Consider the following 16,594-nt stretch of genomic DNA (forward strand, 5'->3'; position numbering starts at 1 on the left):
GCTCCCGAGGTACCCACGTCATGACCCAGCCGCCGCCCCCGCCCAACCAGCCCCCGCAGCCTCCCCCCGGCTACGGCTACCCCCAGGGCGGCCCGAACCCGTACGCCCAGCAGCCGCAGCCTCCGTACGGGCCTCCCGGTTACGGCTACCCGCAGCAGCCGCAGCCCGTCCATCCGCCTCAACCTCCCACCCCCAAGAGGAAGGTGAACGCGCAGGCGGCCATCATCGTCTCGGCCGTCGTCGCGATCGCGCTGATCATCGGCGGCGGTGTCTGGTACTCCTCCTCCGAGGACGGCAGCAGCGACGGCAAGAACACGGGCTCCGGCACGACCGGTGGCACGGGCGGGACCGACAGCGGCACCGGTGGTGGCGGTGGTACGGACAAGGCGCCCGCGAACACCGCCTCCAAGGTCCTCTTCCAGCTCCCCGAGCCGGCCGTCGGCGCCGACGAGAGCAGTGTCACCGTCGTCGGGTCCTGGCTCACCGACACCGTGTACGCCAAGAGCGGCAACGCCGAGATCGTCGGGTACGACCCCGCCAAGGGCACCAAGCTCTGGACGGTCCCGCTGCCCGGCCCGGTGTGCGCGGCGAGCCGCCACACCACCGCCGACCACAGCACGGCGATCGTGTACGAGCCCGCCATGCCGACCAAGGACAAGCCCTCGCACGGCTGCAGCCAGGTCGCGGCGATCGACCTCGACGCCGGCAAGAAGCTGTGGACGCGGACGGTCAAGTCCGGCGACCAGGTGATCAACCTCGACAACGTGACGGTCAGCGCGAACACGGTCGCCGTGGGCAGCACCAGCGGCGGCGCCGCCTTCGACATCACCGGCAAGTCCCTGTGGACCCCGAAGCCGACCGACTCCTGCTACGACGCGGGCTACGGCGGCGGCGAGAAGCTGGTCGCGGTCCGCAAGTGCGGCACGTACGACGCCCGGCAGCTGAACATCCAGACCATCGACCCGGTCTCCGGCAAGGTGCTCTCCGAGTACGCGATGGCCAAGGGCATCGAGGACGCCAGCATCGTGTCGACGAACCCGCTGGTCGTGGCCTCCGACATCAACCGCTCCGCGGGCGACGGCAGCGGCATCTCCGACTTCTTCTCCATCGACAACAAGACCGGACAGCTGCGTACGAAGATCTCGGCACCCGGCGACAGGTACGCCGCCGAGTGCGAGGGCATCACCAGGATCGAGTACTGCACCAAGCTGGCCGTCGGCAACGACAGGCTGTACCTCCCGACCGAGGAACACGACGGCACCGGCGAGTACAGCAAGACCAACGAGATCGTGTCCTTCGACCTCGCCACCGGCAAGCAGGACGGTCAGCGCGCCGACGCGGGCAACGGCTACACGATCTCGCCGCTGACCATGGACGACGGCAACGTGATCGCGTACAAGCGCCCGCCCTACGACAAGGGCGGCCAGGTGGTCAGCATCGACGGCGGCTCCTTCGCGCAGACGAAGCTGATGGAGAACCCGGCGACGAAGGCGGTGCGGGACATCGAGGCCACCATGCAGCCCGACTACGCCGAGATCGTCTACGCCGACGGCCGCCTCTACATGTCCCAGGTCTACGCCCGAAAGCCCTCCAGCACGGGGGAGACCAGGTACCTGGCGATCGCGTACGGCACGAGGTGAACACGATCGACTGATCACCGACCGCTGTGTTGACGGCCCCGTCCCTGCTCAGGGGCGGGGCCGTGCACGTACTACTCATCACCCTCGAAAGAGAGGATTTTCCGCGATCCGGGGCACTTCTCTTCAGTAGGGGAAGCGCAACGTCGAACAAGCGTGTAGCTTCCGGGGGCATGAGAAGCGGGGGGAGCCGGGGGGCTCCCGACCGTGGGGACCAATGGACATCCAGAAGGGACAACCATTGGGGGGACTGGGGGGTGGCTCGATGGGAGTGCGGCTGATGGTGGTCGACGACCACCGACTGCTCGCCGAGGCGCTTGCCTCGGCGTTGAAGCTGCGCGGACACCGCGTGCTCGCCGCGGCGGCACCCGCCGCGGGTGCGGCGGAACTGGTGATCACGCGCGCGCCGGAGGTGTGCCTGCTGGGCACGGCGACCCCGGCCGAGCCGGGCATGTTCGACCCGGTGGTGCGGATCAAGCGCGAGCGTCCGCAGGTGGCGGTCGTGGTGCTGGGCCCGGTGCCCAGCCCGCGCGGCATCGCCGCCGCCTTCGCCGCCGGAGCTTCCGGGTACGTACGTCACGACGAGCGCATAGAAGGCGTCGAGCGCGCCATCATGAAGGCCAGAGCGGGCGAGGCGGCGATCGCTCCGGCGCTGCTCCAGGGCGCGTTCAGCGAGCTGCTCAACCCCGCCGCCCAGCCCGACGACGAGGGCCAGCGCCTCCTCCAGATGCTCACGCCGAGGGAGGTCGAGGTCCTGGTCCGGGTCGCCGACGGCGAGGACACCCGGCTGATCGCGGCCGGCATGGGGATCGCGCCCAGTACGGCCCGTACGCATGTGCAGCGGGTGCTGATGAAGCTGGGGGTGGGGTCGAGGCTGGAGGCGGCGGCGCTGGCGGCCCGTACGGGACTGCTGGACCGGGCGGGCCCGGTGCATCTGCACTCACCTCCCGAAGCGGACTTCTGACCCGACGAGGTGTCTCGCTCTCCAGACTGCGGAGCCGGAGTTCCCGTGAACTCCGGCTCCGCTGACGTTTCACGGCTCGCCTGGGTATACCGATGGTTGTGGATTTATGATTTGATGTGTTCGGTTCTGTTTGAAGCTTGGCTTCGCTTGGCTGTGCTTGTCCCGGCGGTTCCTGGCTTGTAATGGCTGGTTTGGGTACGGATGGAGAGTCCGGCGTGAAGAAGACCTCGACGAGGCTCGCCGACGGTCGTGAGCTCATCTACTACGACCTGCGCGACGACACAGTGCGTGACGCGGTCGACCGGCGCCCCCTGGAGCGCACGGTCACCACGTCGCAGGTACGCCGGGACCCGCTGCTCGGCGACGAGGTGGCCATCGCCTCGCACCGCCAGGGCCGCATCTACCACCCCCCGGCCGACGAGTGCCCCCTCTGCCCGACCGAGGGCGACCGGCTGAGCGAGATCCCGGACTCGTCGTACGACGTGGTCGTCTTCGAGAACCGGTTCCCCTCCCTGGCCGGCGACTCCGGGCGCTGCGAGGTGGTCTGCTTCACCTCCGACCACAACTCGACCTTCGCCGACCTCACCGAGGAGCAGACGCGGCTGGTCCTGGAGGCGTGGACCGACCGGACGGCGGAGCTGTCGCACCTCCCCTCCGTGGAGCAGGTGTTCTGCTTCGAGAACCGCGGCGCCGAGATCGGCGTCACCCTCGGCCATCCGCACGGCCAGATCTACGCGTACCCCTTCACCACCCCCCGCACGGCCCTGATGCTCCGCTCGGTGGCCGCGCACAAGGAGGCGACGGGCGGCGAGAACCTCTTCGACGCGATCGTGGAGAAGGAACTCGCGGGCGAACGACTGGTCCTGGCCACCGACCACTGGGTCGCCTTCGTGCCGTACGCCGCCCACTGGCCGTACGAGGTGCACCTGTACCCGCGCCGCCGGGTGCCGGACCTGCTGGCGCTCGACGAGGAGGCCCGCACAGAATTCCCCCAGGTGTACCTGGAACTCTTGAGGCGCTTCGACCGGATCTTCGACGGACCGGGTGGTGCGAAAGAAGGGGCAGGGGAGCCGCCGACGCCGTACATCGCGGCCTGGCACCAGGCTCCGTTCGGCACGCTGGAGGAGTTCGAGGGCGTCAACCGGGACGACTTCGCGCTCCACCTCGAGCTTTTCACCATTCGCCGCACTTCCGGCAAGCTGAAGTTCCTCGCGGGCTCCGAGTCGGGGATGAGCGTGTTCATCAACGACATCCAGCCGGAATCCGCGGCCCAGCGACTGCGAGAGGTAGCGAGTTCATGAGCGGTAAGTACCTGGTCACCGGTGGTGCGGGCTATGTCGGCGGGGTGGTCGCCCAGCATCTGCTGGAGGCCGGCCACGAGGTCGTCGTCCTCGACAACCTCTCGACGGGCTTCCGGGAGGGCGTCCCGGCAGGTGCCACGTTCGTGGAGGGCGACATCAAGGACGCCGCCAAGTGGCTCGACTCCTCGTTCGACGGGGTGCTCCACTTCGCGGCCTCCTCCCAGGTCGGCGAGTCGGTCGTCAAGCCCGAGAAGTACTGGGACAACAACGTCGGCGGCTCGATGGCGCTGCTCACGGCGATGCGCGAGGCCGGCGTACGCAAGCTGGTCTTCTCGTCCACGGCGGCGACGTACGGCGAGCCGGAGACGACCCCGATCGTCGAAACGGCCCGCACGTCCCCGACGAACCCCTACGGCGCCTCGAAGCTGGCCGTCGACCACATGATCACCAGCGAGGCGACGGCCCACGGCCTCGCCGCGGTGTCGCTGCGCTACTTCAACGTGGCCGGCGCGTACGCCACCCAGGGCGAGCGCCACGACCCCGAGTCCCACCTGATCCCCCTCGTCCTCCAGGTCGCCCAGGGCAAGCGGGACGCGATCTCGATCTACGGCGAGGACTACCCGACCCCGGACGGCACCTGCGTACGGGACTACATCCACGTCGCCGACCTGGCGGACGCCCACCTGCTGGCCCTCACGGCCGCGACGGCGGGCGAACACCTGATCTGCAACCTCGGCAACGGCGAGGGCTTCTCGGTCCGCGAGGTCGTCGAGACGGTGCGCCGGGTCACCGGGCACCCGATCCCGGAGGTCGTGGCCCCGCGCAGGGGCGGCGACCCGGCGGTCCTGGTCGCCTCCGCCGACCGCGCCCGGACCCGACTCGGCTGGAACCCGACCCGGTCCGACCTGGCCGGAATCGTCGCCGACGCGTGGGAGTTCGCGCAGCGGCACAGCAAGTAGCGGAAAGCAGCAGGTAGTTGGGCCTGGCAGGCCGCAGGCCCGGAACGTACGAAACGAAAGGTCAGAGGTAGAGGGCATGACGACTGTGGATGTCGCCGAGGCGTTCGAGGGTCTGTACGGTTCCGCGCCGGAGGGCGTGTGGGCGGCGCCGGGCCGGGTCAACCTGATCGGCGAACACACCGACTACAACGACGGTTTCGTCATGCCCTTCGCCCTCCCGCACACGGCGATGGCAGCGGTCTCCCGCCGCACGGACGGCGTGGTGCGCCTGCACTCGTCGGACGTGGAGGGGGGCGTCATCGAGCTGCGGGCAGGGGAGTTGACGCCCGAGTCGGACAAGAGCTGGACGGCGTACCCGGGAGGCGTGATCTGGGCGCTCCAGGACGCGGGCCACACGGCGGTGTCGGCCGGCGCGGACATCCACCTGACGTCGACGGTACCGACGGGCGCGGGCCTGTCGTCGTCGGCGGCACTGGAGGTGGTGGTCGCCCTGGCCCTGAACGACCTGTACGAACTGGGCCTGGAACGCTGGCAGTTGGCCCGTCTGTGCCAGCGTGCGGAGAACGTGTACGTGGGCGCCCCGACCGGCATCATGGACCAGACGGCCTCGGCGTGCTGCACCGCGGGCCACGCCCTGTTCCTCGACACCCGGGACCTGTCCCAGGACCAGATCCCCTTCGACCTGGCGGCCGAGGGCATGAGCCTCCTCGTCGTCGACACCCAGGTCAAGCACTCCCACAGCGAGGGCGAGTACGGCAAGCGCCGGGCAGGCTGCGAGCGGGGCGCGGAACTGCTGGACGTGAACGCGCTGCGGGACGTGCCGTACGAGGACCTCGACGCGGCACTGGCCCGGCTGGCCGACGCGGGCGGCGATGAGGAAGTACGCCGCCTGGTACGGCACGTCGTGACGGAGGACCACCGAGTCGAACGGGTGGTGGAGTTGCTGAAGTCGGGCGGTGACACCCGCGCGATCGGCCCGATCCTGACCGAGGGCCACGCCTCCCTCCGCGACGACTTCCGGGTGTCCTGCCCGGAGCTCGACCTGGTGGTCGAGGCCGCGGTCGAGTCCGGCGCCCTGGGCGCCCGGATGACGGGCGGCGGCTTCGGCGGCTCGGCGATCGTCCTGGTCGAGGCGGAGGCCGCGGAGCGAGTCGGCAAGGCGGTGGAGGAGGCGTTCGGCGCGGCCGGGTACACGGCACCCCGGGTGTTCACGGCGGTGCCTTCGGCGGGGGCGCGCAGGGTGAAGTGACCGGTTGAAGTGACCGGTTGCGGCGGCCGGTCGACGTGACCGGTCAGCGCGTGGGAGAGACGAACTCCGGCTGGTCCAGCAGCCGCAGCCAGCTTCCGTCGGGCTGACGGCGGACGACCTGTGCCCGGGCGCCGGCTCCGTCCTTCGGCGGGGTCGAGGTGAGGGCGATGTCCCCGCAGACCAGGGTCGGCAGCGGCTGTTCCGGTTCGAAGCGGGGACCGTTGGCCAGCACCTTCTCCCACAGTGCGCGGATCGCCTCCCGGCCCACCGTCCGGTCGCCGGGCGGGTAGGCCAGCACCGCGTCCTCCTCGTAGAGCGCGGCGACCCCGGCCGCGTCACCGGCGTTGGACCGTTCGACGAACAAGCGGGTGATGTCCTCGGGCCGCATGGCCTTCTCGTACTCCGGCACGGGTGCCTCCTGGCGGTTCGTCGGGCTTCGGACCTGGGGGTTCACTTCCCAGCCTGGCAACCCGCCCACCAGAAGTCCAACAGATGGTTCTTCTGGAAACTAGAATCCCCAGTCATGGAACTGAGGCAGTTGGAGTACTTCGTCGCGGTCGCCGAAGAGCAGAACTTCACCAGGGCCGCCGAGCGGGTGCACATCAGCCAGTCCGGCGTCAGCGCCCAGATCCGCCGACTGGAACACGAACTCGGCGCCGAACTGTTCGACCGGTCGGCGCGCACCGCCACCCTCACCGTCGCGGGAAAGGCCGCACTGGGACCCGCCCGAGCCGCCCTCGCCGCGGCCGAGGCGGTCGGACAGGCGGTGGGCGAGGTGACCGACCTGATCCGGGGCCGGCTCACGGTCGGGATGGTCGTCGGATGCACCGTCACACCGCTCTTCGACGCCCTCGCCGCGTTTCACCGGGCACACCCCGGTGTGGAGATCTCCCTGCTGGAGGACAACTCCGACCGGCTCGTCGAGCAGGTGCGCACCGGCACCGTCGACCTGGCTCTCATCGGTACGGCGACCGCCACCCCCGAAGGGCTGGACGCGCTGACGATCATCAGCGAGCGGCTCGTCGTGGCAGTGCCGGACGGGCACCCGTTGGCGAAACGGCAGCGGGTCTCGCTGCGCGACCTGACCACCCACCCGATTGTCTGCATGCCGCCCGGCACCGGCCTGCGCACGGTGTTCGACCGTGCCTGCGCGGCACAGGGCATCCACCCCGCCATCGCGCTCCAGGCCGGCTCCGCGGATGCCGTCGCCGGCCTCGCCGCCCGGGGGCTCGGCGTCGCCGTCCTCAGCGAGTCGATGGCCGCGGACCACCGCGACCGCCTCACCGCCCGCACCATCGACGACGTCGAGACCCCGGCGCTGCTCGCCCTGGTCTGGAGGAGAACACCCGACCCCGCCCTGCGTGAGCTGCTCGTGCACAGCCGCCGGGCATTCGCCTGACTCCTGCCCTCGCCGCCCCCGCAGCCGCCGCCCCGGACCGCGCTCCCCGGACTGCCGCCGTACGCAGGCATGCCGGGCCGCCGATCGCCTCGGATCACAGCTTGATGAAGACCCGCAAGCCGTCCGGCGGTTCACTCGGGGGACACAGGTGTGCCCCCACGGGGGAGGAAGTGCGGACATCGTCCGGTACGCGTACAGACCGCTCGCATCCACCTCACGGAACTCGCCGCGGCAGTCCACAGCAGCCCCACAGCCGCCTCGGCCGACTCCGCCCCGACCTGTCCGGACGCACAAGAGGTGCCGCTATCTTCCGCCCCACGGCAGCCGAACTCCCGCTGCCGTCAGGCGATTTGAGAGGTGGCACTTGAACAGGTACAGGGGGACGCTCGACGGGCACGGGGCCCGGTACAGAACCCGCTACAGATCCCGGCACAGACACGGTATGCGTGCCGCATGGGTGGTACTGCTGCTCACGGGGTTCGTGGCGAGCGGGAGTCCGTCCGGCGGCGGGGCTCTGCTGAGCACCGCCACAGGGGACTCATCCGCGGCGCCCGGAATCACCATTCCGGTCACCACCCTGGACGACACCGGGAGCGAGGGCGCGGCGAAGGCGCTGTCGTTCCTGTCCGAGGATGAACTCGCGAGGCGCAAGGCGAAGCTGAGCGGGGAGCGCGTCGAGCTGACCTCGCGGCGCACCGAGAACTCCACGGTGTACGTGAACCCGGACGGCACGCTGACGGCCGATTCGTACGCCGGCCCGGTGCGGGTGAAGCGGGCCGACGGCTCGTGGCAGGACATCGACACCGAACTGTCCGACGAGGGTGCCGCACTGGAGCCCGAGGCGGCAGCCGCCGACATCACGGTGTCGGACGGCGGTGACAGGAAGCTCGCCTCCGTCGCCCAGGACGACGTGTCCCTGAGCCTGGGCTGGGAGGACACCCTGCCGACCCCGACGGTGGACGGCGACACCGCCTCCTACGCCCTGGGCGACGGCGAGACCCTGACGGTCACCGCCCTGAAGGAAGGTTTCTCCCAGAACGTCGTCCTAGACTCGGCCCCCGACGGCGCGCTCGCCTACCGCATCCCCGTCACCACGGAGGGACTCACCCTCTCCGAGGCCGACTCGGGACACCTGCTGCTCAGGAACGCCGACGGCGATCTGGTGGCCGAGGCCCCGGCGCCCATGATGTGGGACTCCTCCAAGGACGCGGCCTCCGGCGAGTCACAACACCTCGCCTCCGTCGACACGGAGATCGAGACGGCGGCCGACGGCACCCAGACCCTCGTACTCACCCCGGACGCCTCCTACTTCGACCAGGACCTGACCTACCCCGTCACCGTCGACCCGACCACCACGCTGGCAGCGACGACCGACACCTGGGTCGCCACCAACTACAACGACTCGCAGATATCCTCCACCGAGCTGAAGTCGGGCACGTACGACGGCGGTGACACAGTCGCCCGTTCGTTCATGAAGTTCGATGTCTCGGACTTCGCGGGTACCGACATCCTCGACACCAACCTGGCGCTGTACTCGTACTGGTCGTCGTCCTGCACGGAGGGCACGGGCACCGTGGTACGCCGTATCACCGAGTCCTGGTCGTCCTCCACGATCACCTGGGCCGACAAGCCCGCGGGCACCAGCACGGGCCAGGTGATCAACACCGCGGCCAAGGGGTACTCCTCGGACTGCCCGGCCGGCACGATGAACTTCGACATCGACGACATCGTCCAGGCCTGGGCGGACGGCACCACCAACTACGGCCTCCTGGTCCGCGGCGTCAGCGAGACCGACTCCTACACCTGGCGCCGCTTCCGCTCCGCCAACTACGTCTCCGGCGACGGCTCGACCGAGCCGCACCTGACGGTCACGTACAACTCGTATCCCAAGACGAGTTCACCGACCCTCGCGCCGAGCACCACCAGCGGCACCGAGAAGATCGTCACCGCGCTCACGCCGGTGTTCTCCGCCAAGGTCACCGACGCGGACTCCGGCGCCAAGGCCCGCGTCCAGTACGCGATCGAGCCCGACCCCGTCTACGCCGACACGACGTACTCGCTGACGAAGTCCAGCGCATACGTCAGCTCCGGCAAGGCGACCCCCCTGACCGTGCCGTCCTCGACCCCCCTGCCGGACGGCACCCACCTGCGCATCCGCGCCCGCGCCTACGACGGCACCGACTACTCCACGGCCTGGACGTCGTGGCAGACCTTCACCGTGGACACGGGCGCACTCGACATCCCGGACGTCCCGAGCGACCTGCGGACCGGCGCCACCGAGACCGGCACACCGCTGCTGACCGCCGTCGTCACCGCGCTCGGACAGGACGACGTCGAGGCGCAGTACGTGCTCTACAACAGCTCCGGCACCGTCGTCGGCGACAGTCCCCTGGGCACGGCCACCGTCGCCTCGGGTGAGCGTGCCGCACTCCAGGTCCCGGACGGGCTGCTGACCGACGGAGCCACGTACAGATGGAAGGCGCGCGCCTGTGTCGGCGCCGTCTGCTCCTCGTACAGCGGGCTGAAGTCCTTCACCCTGGACGTCGCAGAGGAGGACACCACGGCCCCCGACGAGGACACCACCGGCACCGCTCCCACCGCGGTGAGCGAACTGACCGCCCGGGCCGGGGAGAAGGGCGCCCTGGTCACCTGGGCCGCGTCCGAGTTCACCGGCGACGAGGACGACGAGGTCACCTACACGGTCGTGGCGAAGCTCAACGGCACCACGACCAGTGCGACCACGACGACCACGGGCACGTCCGCGATCCTCGCCGGCCTGACCAACGGCTCGGCGTACACGTTCACCGTGACACCGGCCAACGACTACGGCACCGGCGCCGGGACCACCTCGTCCTCGGTCACCCCGGTGGCGGTCACCGGAGGGACCGCCGCCTACCGGACGGTTCTGGAGGAGTACCTCGCCGCCCAGAACGCCCTGCTCACCGGCGACCAGGTCAGCGCGGAGACGGCGGTCGCGGCGAGCGACAGCGGCGACGGCTTCGCGGACGTCCTCGACGCCGAACAGGCCACGCCCCTGACCGAGCGGGCCGGAGTGACCGGCGACGACATGGACGCCGAGGAGCCCGCCAGCACGCTCACGGACGTCCTGGCCATGCCCGGCACCACCGGCTCCACCGTCGACCTGAGAGCCACCGCCACCACCACCGCCACCTATGTGTCCGGGGTCGACGGCGAGACCCCCGACGCGACCGACGACGGCGGGGTGACGACGGACATCTACACCTTCACGGCCGGCACGGCACCCAGCCTCACCGGCCACATCACCGCCGCGGCCGGCGAACGAACCGTCAGCGCGGGCGCCGAGGCCCTGACCGACTTCGGCGACACCCTCGACACCGGAACCCTCGACGACACCGACGACGCCTCCGAGTTCGACGGCGACAGCACCAGCACGAGCGCCACGGCGACCACCGTCTCCTACGACGCTCAGCAGGCCAGCGTGTCCATGTCCTACGGCGGAATCGCCGGCTGGGCCGTCAGCCACGCGTACCAGGACGCCATGTACAGCCAGGACTGCACCAACTTCGTCTCCAGGGCACTCCACCTGGGCGGCGGGATGAAGAAGAAGTACGACTCGTACGCCTACTGGAACGAGGACGATCTCGACTACTGGTGGCGCTACAAGGGCAAGGTGTACGGCTACAACCAGTCCCGCACCTGGATCAACGCCGCGGCGCTGAAGAACTTCGTCTACCACTACGCCCTGTGGACGACGCACTCCACCAGCAGTGCCCAACTCGGGGACGTCATCTTCTACGACTGGGATCCGGACAGGAAGGACGGCGTCGAGCACTCCTCCGTCATCTCGAAGATCGACGCGAACGGGAAGATCTTCGTGGCACAGCACAATCACAACTACAAGTACCGGCCTCTCACCACCCAGCGAAAGCTCGTACCCGAAATGAAGATCTGGATCTACAAGGTGTGGCCGGAGTGGTACTCGTGACCGAAGAATCCATGGCGACAACCACAACCGAGGTCGGCCAGGTCTCGCGGCACCGCGGGATCCTCGTGGCGGAGGCCGCGACGGCGCTCGTCCTTGCCCTCGTGGTCGGCGTCTGGGCCTACACGGACCCGTACACCTCGCTGGACACGCGGGCGGTGCTGCTGCGTGTCGTGGTGGGCGTGGTGGTGTCGGTGGGCCTCAGCGCCGTGCTCCTCAGCCGTGGAGGCCGTGTTCCGCGGAACCTCGGTCGGGCGGTGATCGCCCTGCGGGCACCGGTGCTGGTGGTGTACCTGCTGGGCTTCCTGCTGCCGAAGATCACGTCCGCACTGCTGTAACCCCGCCCGCCCGCGGCGCGGCACGTCTCCTGGACGTGCCGCGCCGCGACAGCCGAGGTGAGCCGGTCCGCTCCAGCCACGGACTCGGCGGAGATCCTGCCTCGCGGACCTGCTGCAAAGGCCCGTGCCGGGCGCGCCGAGGTGATTCCTGATCATGACGTCACCCTTTGTGATGACGGTTCCGGATTCCGGCCGTTACCGTGTGAGGGCAGGCCGAGAATTCCGTCCATGGGAGGAATCATGACCGCCGAGCCCGTTGCCGAGCCGACCGCTGAGCCCGGCTGCCGCTGGCCGGTGCCGCCCCAGGACGGGTACACCGTGGACGATCTGTTCACGCTGCCCGACCTCCCGCCGCACACCGAGCTGATCGACGGGAGCCTGGTTTTTGTGAGTCCGCAGCGGCGTTTCCACGCCAAGATGATCGAATTGCTGATGAACGGCCTGCGCCGGACTGTCCCCGAGGATCTGAGCGTCGAGCGTGAGATGACCGTGGTGCTGGACCGCCGCAACGGCCCTGAACCCGACCTCTCCGTCGTCCGCGCGGCGGCCATCACCGGCTTGGAGCAGACCCGATTTCGGGCCGAGGACGTCCTGCTCGCCATCGAGGTCGTCTCCCCCGACTCAGAGGCCCGCGACCGTGACGCCAAGCCCCGCAAGTACGCCGCCGCAGGCATCCCCTACTTCTGGCTCGTCGAGATGGCCGACCCCAACCAACACCCGGTCGTCCGTGCTTACGAGATCGACCCGGTGAACAAGACCTACGCCCTCACCGGCATCCACCACGACCATCTCAAGCTCACCGCGCCTTACGACATCGACGTCGACATCACGCTGGACGCGCTCAGGAAGGTCTGACCGTCAGCCAGGTGTGACGGTACGCAACCGCTTCGTCAGCGTGTACTCCGTCACCCCCGGTGGATAGTCCGGGATCACGCACACCACCTCGTACCCCTGCTTCCGGTAGAAGTCCGGTGCCTGGAAGTCCCAGGTCTCCAGGCGTGCGTGGGTGCATGCGCGCTCCTCGTGTGCCTTGCGCTCCGCTTCCGCGAGGAGTCGGGAGCCCAGGCCGCTGCCCCGGTGCGGGGCGTCGACCCAGAGATACGCCACATGCAGCCAGGCCGTCCAGGTGTGGCCGACGAGGCCGCCGGCCAGGCTTCCGTCCTCGTTCAACGCCCATACGTGGAGCGGGATTTCGCGCTCGGCAGGGGTGCCGCGCAGGGCGCGCAGGACGGGTGATGCCGCCGTGTTCGCGTCGCGCAACCGCGACCGGAGCAGGGTGAGCCATTCCTTGTCGACTTCTGTCTCAATACGAAACATGCGGCACACCATAAACGCCCTGGCCAATCAGTTCTGTGAATTACCTTCCGCTCCTGCCTCCCGGCCGTACCCTGATGAACAGCACCGGTGGGGGCCGGTGCTGATCAGGGGGCGAGACAGTCGGGTACGACGCCCGGAGTGGGGGTAGCAGTCATCGCACGGCGGCGGCCGTGCGCCGGTGACCGCGGCAGCCCCGTCCCAGGCCAGAAGCAACAGCCGGGGACTGCTCCGGGCGTCGTGTCCGCACGGGTTGTCCCCCCGACGATTGGGTGTCCCCAGCTCTTGAGGAGCTCGGGGAAGGGGGTTTCAGTGGTTCGCATCCGAGTCCTGGTCGTCGACGACCATCGCATCTTCGCCGAGTCGCTCGCCGCCGCCCTGGCGGCGGAGCCCGACGTCGACGTCTCCGCCGCAGGCAGCGGTCCCGCCGCGCTGCGCAGTCTGGAGCGCGCGGTGGCCGAGGGCCGCCGGTTCGACGTCCTGCTCGTCGACTCCGACCTGGGCGGCAACGTGCCCGGGGCGCGGTCGGCGGTGCCCGTGCAGGAGGGCAACGCGGAGGGTCTCGTCGACGGCATCTCGCTGGTCGCGGGCGTCCGTTCGGCACATCCGCATGTACGGATCGTCGTCCTCGCCGAGAAGGACGACCCCCGTAGGGCCGCGCTCGCCCTGCAGGCCGGCGCCTCCGGCTGGGTCGCCAAGGACTGCTCTCTGTCCCGGCTGCTGACCGTCATCCGGGGCGTGCTGCGCGACGAGACGCATCTCCCGCCGGCCCTTCTCACCGGTGTGCTGCGCGAGTTGACCGCCGCCCGCAAGCACCGCACCGAGAGCGAGCGGCTCGTCGAGTCGCTGACGCCCAGGGAGCGGGAAGTGCTGCGGTGCATGGTCGCCGGGCTGGGCCGGAAAGCCGTTGCCGAACGGCTGTTCCTCTCCCCGCACACCGTGCGTACACACATGCAGAACGTGCTGGGCAAACTCGGCGTCCACTCCACGCTCGCCGCCGTCGCTCTCGCCCGACGGGCCGGGGTCGGACCCGTCGACCTGGGCCACGGTGGACGGATCACGGTGGAGGAGAGCAGCAGCGCCTGACCGGTGGCAGCACCTGACCGGTCGGCGTATCCCGGTGTCAGCCGGGGATGTTGTCGAACGGCGCGGTCAACTGGCGCAGCAGCCCCGCCAGTTCGCCCCGCTGTCCCCGTGACAGCTCCGCCAGGATCGCGCGCTCCTGGTCGAGCAGGCCCGCGAGCGCCTGATCCGCCCTGTCCTGGCCCTCCGGCGTGAGCCGGACAAGCACTCCCCGCCGGTCGCTGGGGTCGGGGAGGCGCTCCACCAGGCCCTTCTTCGTCAACCGGTCGATGCGGTTCGTCATCGTGCCCGAGGTGACCAGGGTCTGGGTGAGGAGCTGCCCGGGGGAGAGTTGATACGGGTTTCCGGCGCGCCTGAGCGCGGTCAGGACGTCGAACTCCCAGGGCTCCAGGGCGTGCTCGGCGAACGCCAGCCTGCGCGCCCGGTCCAGGTGCCGGGCAAGCCTGCTGACCCGGCTGAGCACTTCGAGTGGTTCCACGTCGAGGTCCGGGCGCTCCCGGCGCCACGCAGCGACCAGCCGATCGACCTCGTCCTCCATGGCGATCAGTGTAGTGGTTGTGTCGATGTGAAGTCTCTTGGCCTCAAGTCTCTTGACGTCGAGATATTTTCTCGGTCAGGGTGGAGTCGTAGACGGTGATCGTCCCCCTGACTTCCGGGAGAGCCCTCCATGCCTGCCACCACCCCCACCTGGGACCCCGCCCAGTACCTCCGCCACGCCGACCACCGAGCCCGCCCCTTCACCGACCTCCTCGCCCGAGTCCCCGCCCTGCCCGCCACCGAGCCGCGCATCGCCGACCTCGGCTGCGGCCCCGGCAACGTCACCGCCGTACTCGCCGACCGCTGGCCCACCGCGCACATCACCGGGTACGACAACTCCGCCCCGATGCTGGAACGGGCGGCGCGGTACGCGGGCCCCACGGCGGACGGCGGACGCCTCGACTTCGCCCACGCGGACGCCTCGGCCTGGACGCCCTCCGAGACGTACGACCTGATCGTCTCCAACGCCGCCCTCCAGTGGGTCGAGGGGCACCTCGACGCGTTCCCGGCCTGGCTGGACGCCGTCGCGCCCGGTGGGACCTTCGCCTTCCAGGTGCCGAACAACCTCGACGCGCCCCTGCACAGCCTGATGCGCGAGCTGGGCACCGGCGCCCGCTGGAGGAGCCGCCTGGGCGAGGTGCTGCGCCACGACGACTCCGTCCACGCACCCCTCGTCTACCTCGACCGCCTCGCCCGGCTCGGCTGCGAGGCGGACGTGTGGGAGACGACGTACCTGCACGTCCTGCAGGGCGAGGACCCGGTGCTGGACTGGGTCAAGGGGACGGGACTGGTGCCCGTCCTCACCGCCCTGGCGGACGATCCGGAGGCACGGGACGCGTTCGTCACGGAGTACCGCGACCTGCTGCGCGCGGTGTATCCGACGGAGACGTACGGCACGGTGCTGCCGTTCCAGCGGCTGTTCGCCGTGGCGCGGAAAGGTGGAACAGCGGAAGGGCGGGCTGAGCGGTGATCGCCGCCGTCGACCATGTGCAGCTGGCCGCGCCGGCCGGCACGGAGGATGCCCTGCGGGCGTACTACGTCGGCATCCTCGGCATGACCGAGATCCCGAAACCGCCGGCCCTGGCCGCGCGGGGCGGGTGCTGGTTCCAGGCGGGGCCGGTACAGCTGCATCTCGGGGTGGAGGAGAACTTCAGGGCGGCGAGGAAGGCCCACCCGGGGCTGAGGGTCACCGAGACCGAGGCGTACGCGGAGAAGCTGGTCGCAGGTGGGGCATCGGTGGCCTGGGACGACGAACTCCCTGGCCACCGACGGTTCTTCTCGTACGACCCGGTGGGCAACCGGCTGGAGTTCCTGGAGAGGGTCAGACCGTGCGGCCCAGGTGGGTGATGAGGATGTGGATCGACTCTTGGTCGATGAAGTAGAGGACCCGGTAGTCGTTGATGCGCAGGCGCCGAATGTCGCGTGACCCGTAGGGGATCGACCCCGCCGGGCGAGGATCGGTGGCCAGCTTGTCGATGGTGTCCAGGACCAGGGAGAGGCCGCTCGGATCCTCCTTGAGGAACCGAGCCGCGGCGTCGAGGGCGTGCGGCTCGAAGACGATCTCGTAAGTCACCGGGTTTCGAGCCCCAGCCGCCTGCGTACCTCCGCCATGGGGATGCCGGGCTCAAGCGCTCCCTCAGCCTTGCGCCGCTGGAAGTCGGCCACCGCCAGCGCGTCCTCGAAATCCTCTATCACCTGAGGCGAGACAAGGAGCGCCGCCACGTGCCCATGGTCGGTGAGGGCGATGGTCTCGCGGCTGTGCGCCGCCCGGCGGACAAGGTCGCCGAGCTGGGAGCGGGCTGCGCTGATCGCGATCTCAGTCATAGCCGAATGATGCCACAAGGTGAAT

Annotated in this window: 17 protein-coding genes; 12 read left to right on the forward strand and 5 right to left on the reverse strand. The window is 69.7% G+C overall.

Features of this window, described 5'->3' with window-relative positions:
- The first annotated feature begins 20 nt into the window (after window positions 1-20).
- The 5 genes from OHN74_RS25825 to galK all read left to right on the forward strand — a co-directional run bounded on the left by OHN74_RS25825 (window position 21) and on the right by galK (window position 6,110).
- Window positions 21-1,640: an outer membrane protein assembly factor BamB family protein gene (locus OHN74_RS25825; protein ID WP_327696978.1), complete on the forward strand. Its 1,620-nt coding sequence runs from the start codon at window positions 21-23 to the stop codon at window positions 1,638-1,640.
- Between the two features lie 262 nt (window positions 1,641-1,902).
- Complete coding sequence (locus OHN74_RS25830; RefSeq protein WP_327696979.1) at window positions 1,903-2,601, forward strand: helix-turn-helix transcriptional regulator; 699 nt, start codon at window positions 1,903-1,905, stop codon at window positions 2,599-2,601.
- Between the two features lie 215 nt (window positions 2,602-2,816).
- A complete protein-coding gene (galT, locus tag OHN74_RS25835) occupies window positions 2,817-3,902 on the forward strand; it encodes a galactose-1-phosphate uridylyltransferase (RefSeq protein ID WP_327696980.1) in 1,086 nt (361 codons plus the stop codon).
- Entirely contained in the window at window positions 3,899-4,861 is a 963-nt protein-coding gene (galE, locus tag OHN74_RS25840; protein ID WP_327696981.1) for a UDP-glucose 4-epimerase GalE, read from the forward strand. The genes galT and galE overlap by 4 nt, the downstream gene beginning before the upstream one ends.
- Before the next feature lie 76 nt (window positions 4,862-4,937).
- Entirely contained in the window at window positions 4,938-6,110 is a 1,173-nt protein-coding gene (gene galK, locus OHN74_RS25845; RefSeq protein ID WP_327696982.1) for a galactokinase, read from the forward strand.
- Between the two features lie 43 nt (window positions 6,111-6,153).
- Here galK and OHN74_RS25850 read toward each other — a convergent pair whose 3' ends face one another.
- Window positions 6,154-6,519 (reverse strand): YybH family protein, encoded by a 366-nt coding sequence (locus OHN74_RS25850; RefSeq protein ID WP_327696983.1) that lies wholly within the window; start codon window positions 6,517-6,519, stop codon window positions 6,154-6,156.
- Between the two features lie 114 nt (window positions 6,520-6,633).
- Between OHN74_RS25850 and OHN74_RS25855 the strand changes: the two genes are divergently transcribed.
- The 4 genes from OHN74_RS25855 to OHN74_RS25870 all read left to right on the forward strand — a co-directional run bounded on the left by OHN74_RS25855 (window position 6,634) and on the right by OHN74_RS25870 (window position 12,666).
- Window positions 6,634-7,509, forward strand: coding sequence for a LysR family transcriptional regulator (locus tag OHN74_RS25855; protein ID WP_327696984.1), 876 nt, complete (start codon window positions 6,634-6,636; stop codon window positions 7,507-7,509).
- A 442-nt stretch (window positions 7,510-7,951) separates the two neighbouring features.
- The gene (locus OHN74_RS25860; protein ID WP_327696985.1) at window positions 7,952-11,476 is read left to right on the forward strand and encodes a DNRLRE domain-containing protein; all 3,525 of its coding nucleotides are present in this window, start codon (window positions 7,952-7,954) and stop codon (window positions 11,474-11,476) included.
- 11 nt (window positions 11,477-11,487) lie between these two features.
- Window positions 11,488-11,811 (forward strand): hypothetical protein, encoded by a 324-nt coding sequence (locus OHN74_RS25865; RefSeq protein ID WP_327696986.1) that lies wholly within the window; start codon window positions 11,488-11,490, stop codon window positions 11,809-11,811.
- Window positions 11,812-12,039: 228 nt separating this feature from the next.
- Window positions 12,040-12,666: a Uma2 family endonuclease gene (locus OHN74_RS25870; RefSeq protein ID WP_443060445.1), complete on the forward strand. Its 627-nt coding sequence runs from the start codon at window positions 12,040-12,042 to the stop codon at window positions 12,664-12,666.
- Between the two features lie 3 nt (window positions 12,667-12,669).
- Here OHN74_RS25870 and OHN74_RS25875 read toward each other — a convergent pair whose 3' ends face one another.
- Complete coding sequence (locus OHN74_RS25875; protein ID WP_327700272.1) at window positions 12,670-13,140, reverse strand: GNAT family N-acetyltransferase; 471 nt, start codon at window positions 13,138-13,140, stop codon at window positions 12,670-12,672.
- A 297-nt stretch (window positions 13,141-13,437) separates the two neighbouring features.
- On the opposite strand from OHN74_RS25875, the gene OHN74_RS25880 reads away from it, so the two are divergent.
- Window positions 13,438-14,211: a response regulator transcription factor gene (locus tag OHN74_RS25880; protein WP_327696987.1), complete on the forward strand. Its 774-nt coding sequence runs from the start codon at window positions 13,438-13,440 to the stop codon at window positions 14,209-14,211.
- Between the two features lie 37 nt (window positions 14,212-14,248).
- On the opposite strand, the gene OHN74_RS25885 is transcribed toward OHN74_RS25880, so the two are convergent.
- Window positions 14,249-14,746, reverse strand: a complete 498-nt coding sequence (locus OHN74_RS25885) for a MarR family winged helix-turn-helix transcriptional regulator (protein ID WP_327696988.1) — start codon at window positions 14,744-14,746, stop codon at window positions 14,249-14,251.
- A 129-nt stretch (window positions 14,747-14,875) separates the two neighbouring features.
- Here OHN74_RS25885 and OHN74_RS25890 point away from each other — a divergent pair, with 129 nt between their 5' ends.
- On the forward strand, window positions 14,876-15,715 hold the full coding sequence (locus tag OHN74_RS25890; protein WP_327696989.1) for a trans-aconitate 2-methyltransferase: 840 nt from the start codon (window positions 14,876-14,878) through the stop codon (window positions 15,713-15,715).
- Complete coding sequence (locus OHN74_RS25895) at window positions 15,712-16,092, forward strand: VOC family protein (protein WP_327696990.1); 381 nt, start codon at window positions 15,712-15,714, stop codon at window positions 16,090-16,092. The genes OHN74_RS25890 and OHN74_RS25895 overlap by 4 nt, the downstream gene beginning before the upstream one ends.
- Here the strand turns inward: OHN74_RS25895 and OHN74_RS25900 are convergent.
- Window positions 16,067-16,318 (reverse strand): type II toxin-antitoxin system RelE family toxin, encoded by a 252-nt coding sequence (locus OHN74_RS25900; protein WP_327696991.1) that lies wholly within the window; start codon window positions 16,316-16,318, stop codon window positions 16,067-16,069. The two genes, OHN74_RS25895 and OHN74_RS25900, sit on opposite strands and share 26 nt — an antisense overlap.
- Window positions 16,315-16,569: a type II toxin-antitoxin system Phd/YefM family antitoxin gene (locus OHN74_RS25905; protein ID WP_327696992.1), complete on the reverse strand. Its 255-nt coding sequence runs from the start codon at window positions 16,567-16,569 to the stop codon at window positions 16,315-16,317. The genes OHN74_RS25900 and OHN74_RS25905 overlap by 4 nt, the downstream gene beginning before the upstream one ends.
- Window positions 16,570-16,594: the final 25 nt, after the last annotated feature.

Origin of the sequence: Streptomyces sp. NBC_00459 (assembly GCF_036013955.1) — a bacterium.
Classification (GTDB): Bacteria; Actinomycetota; Actinomycetes; order Streptomycetales; family Streptomycetaceae; genus Streptomyces.

What these genes read in the sequence shown, in the direction of transcription:
- OHN74_RS25825 (WP_327696978.1), top strand. Translation starts at nt 21, where the DNA reads ATGACCCAGCCGCCGCCCCCGCCCAACCAGCCCCCGCAGCCTCCCCCC.
- OHN74_RS25830 (WP_327696979.1), top strand. Translation starts at nt 1,903, where the DNA reads ATGGGAGTGCGGCTGATGGTGGTCGACGACCACCGACTGCTCGCCGAG.
- galE (WP_327696981.1), top strand. Translation starts at nt 3,899, where the DNA reads ATGAGCGGTAAGTACCTGGTCACCGGTGGTGCGGGCTATGTCGGCGGG.
- galK (WP_327696982.1), top strand. Translation starts at nt 4,938, where the DNA reads ATGACGACTGTGGATGTCGCCGAGGCGTTCGAGGGTCTGTACGGTTCC.
- OHN74_RS25855 (WP_327696984.1), top strand. Translation starts at nt 6,634, where the DNA reads ATGGAACTGAGGCAGTTGGAGTACTTCGTCGCGGTCGCCGAAGAGCAG.
- OHN74_RS25860 (WP_327696985.1), top strand. Translation starts at nt 7,952, where the DNA reads ATGCGTGCCGCATGGGTGGTACTGCTGCTCACGGGGTTCGTGGCGAGC.
- OHN74_RS25865 (WP_327696986.1), top strand. Translation starts at nt 11,488, where the DNA reads ATGGCGACAACCACAACCGAGGTCGGCCAGGTCTCGCGGCACCGCGGG.
- OHN74_RS25870 (WP_443060445.1), top strand. Translation starts at nt 12,040, where the DNA reads ATGGGAGGAATCATGACCGCCGAGCCCGTTGCCGAGCCGACCGCTGAG.
- OHN74_RS25875 (WP_327700272.1), bottom strand. Translation starts at nt 13,140, where the DNA reads ATGGTGTGCCGCATGTTTCGTATTGAGACAGAAGTCGACAAGGAATGG.
- OHN74_RS25885 (WP_327696988.1), bottom strand. Translation starts at nt 14,746, where the DNA reads ATGGAGGACGAGGTCGATCGGCTGGTCGCTGCGTGGCGCCGGGAGCGC.
- OHN74_RS25890 (WP_327696989.1), top strand. Translation starts at nt 14,876, where the DNA reads ATGCCTGCCACCACCCCCACCTGGGACCCCGCCCAGTACCTCCGCCAC.
- OHN74_RS25905 (WP_327696992.1), bottom strand. Translation starts at nt 16,569, where the DNA reads ATGACTGAGATCGCGATCAGCGCAGCCCGCTCCCAGCTCGGCGACCTT.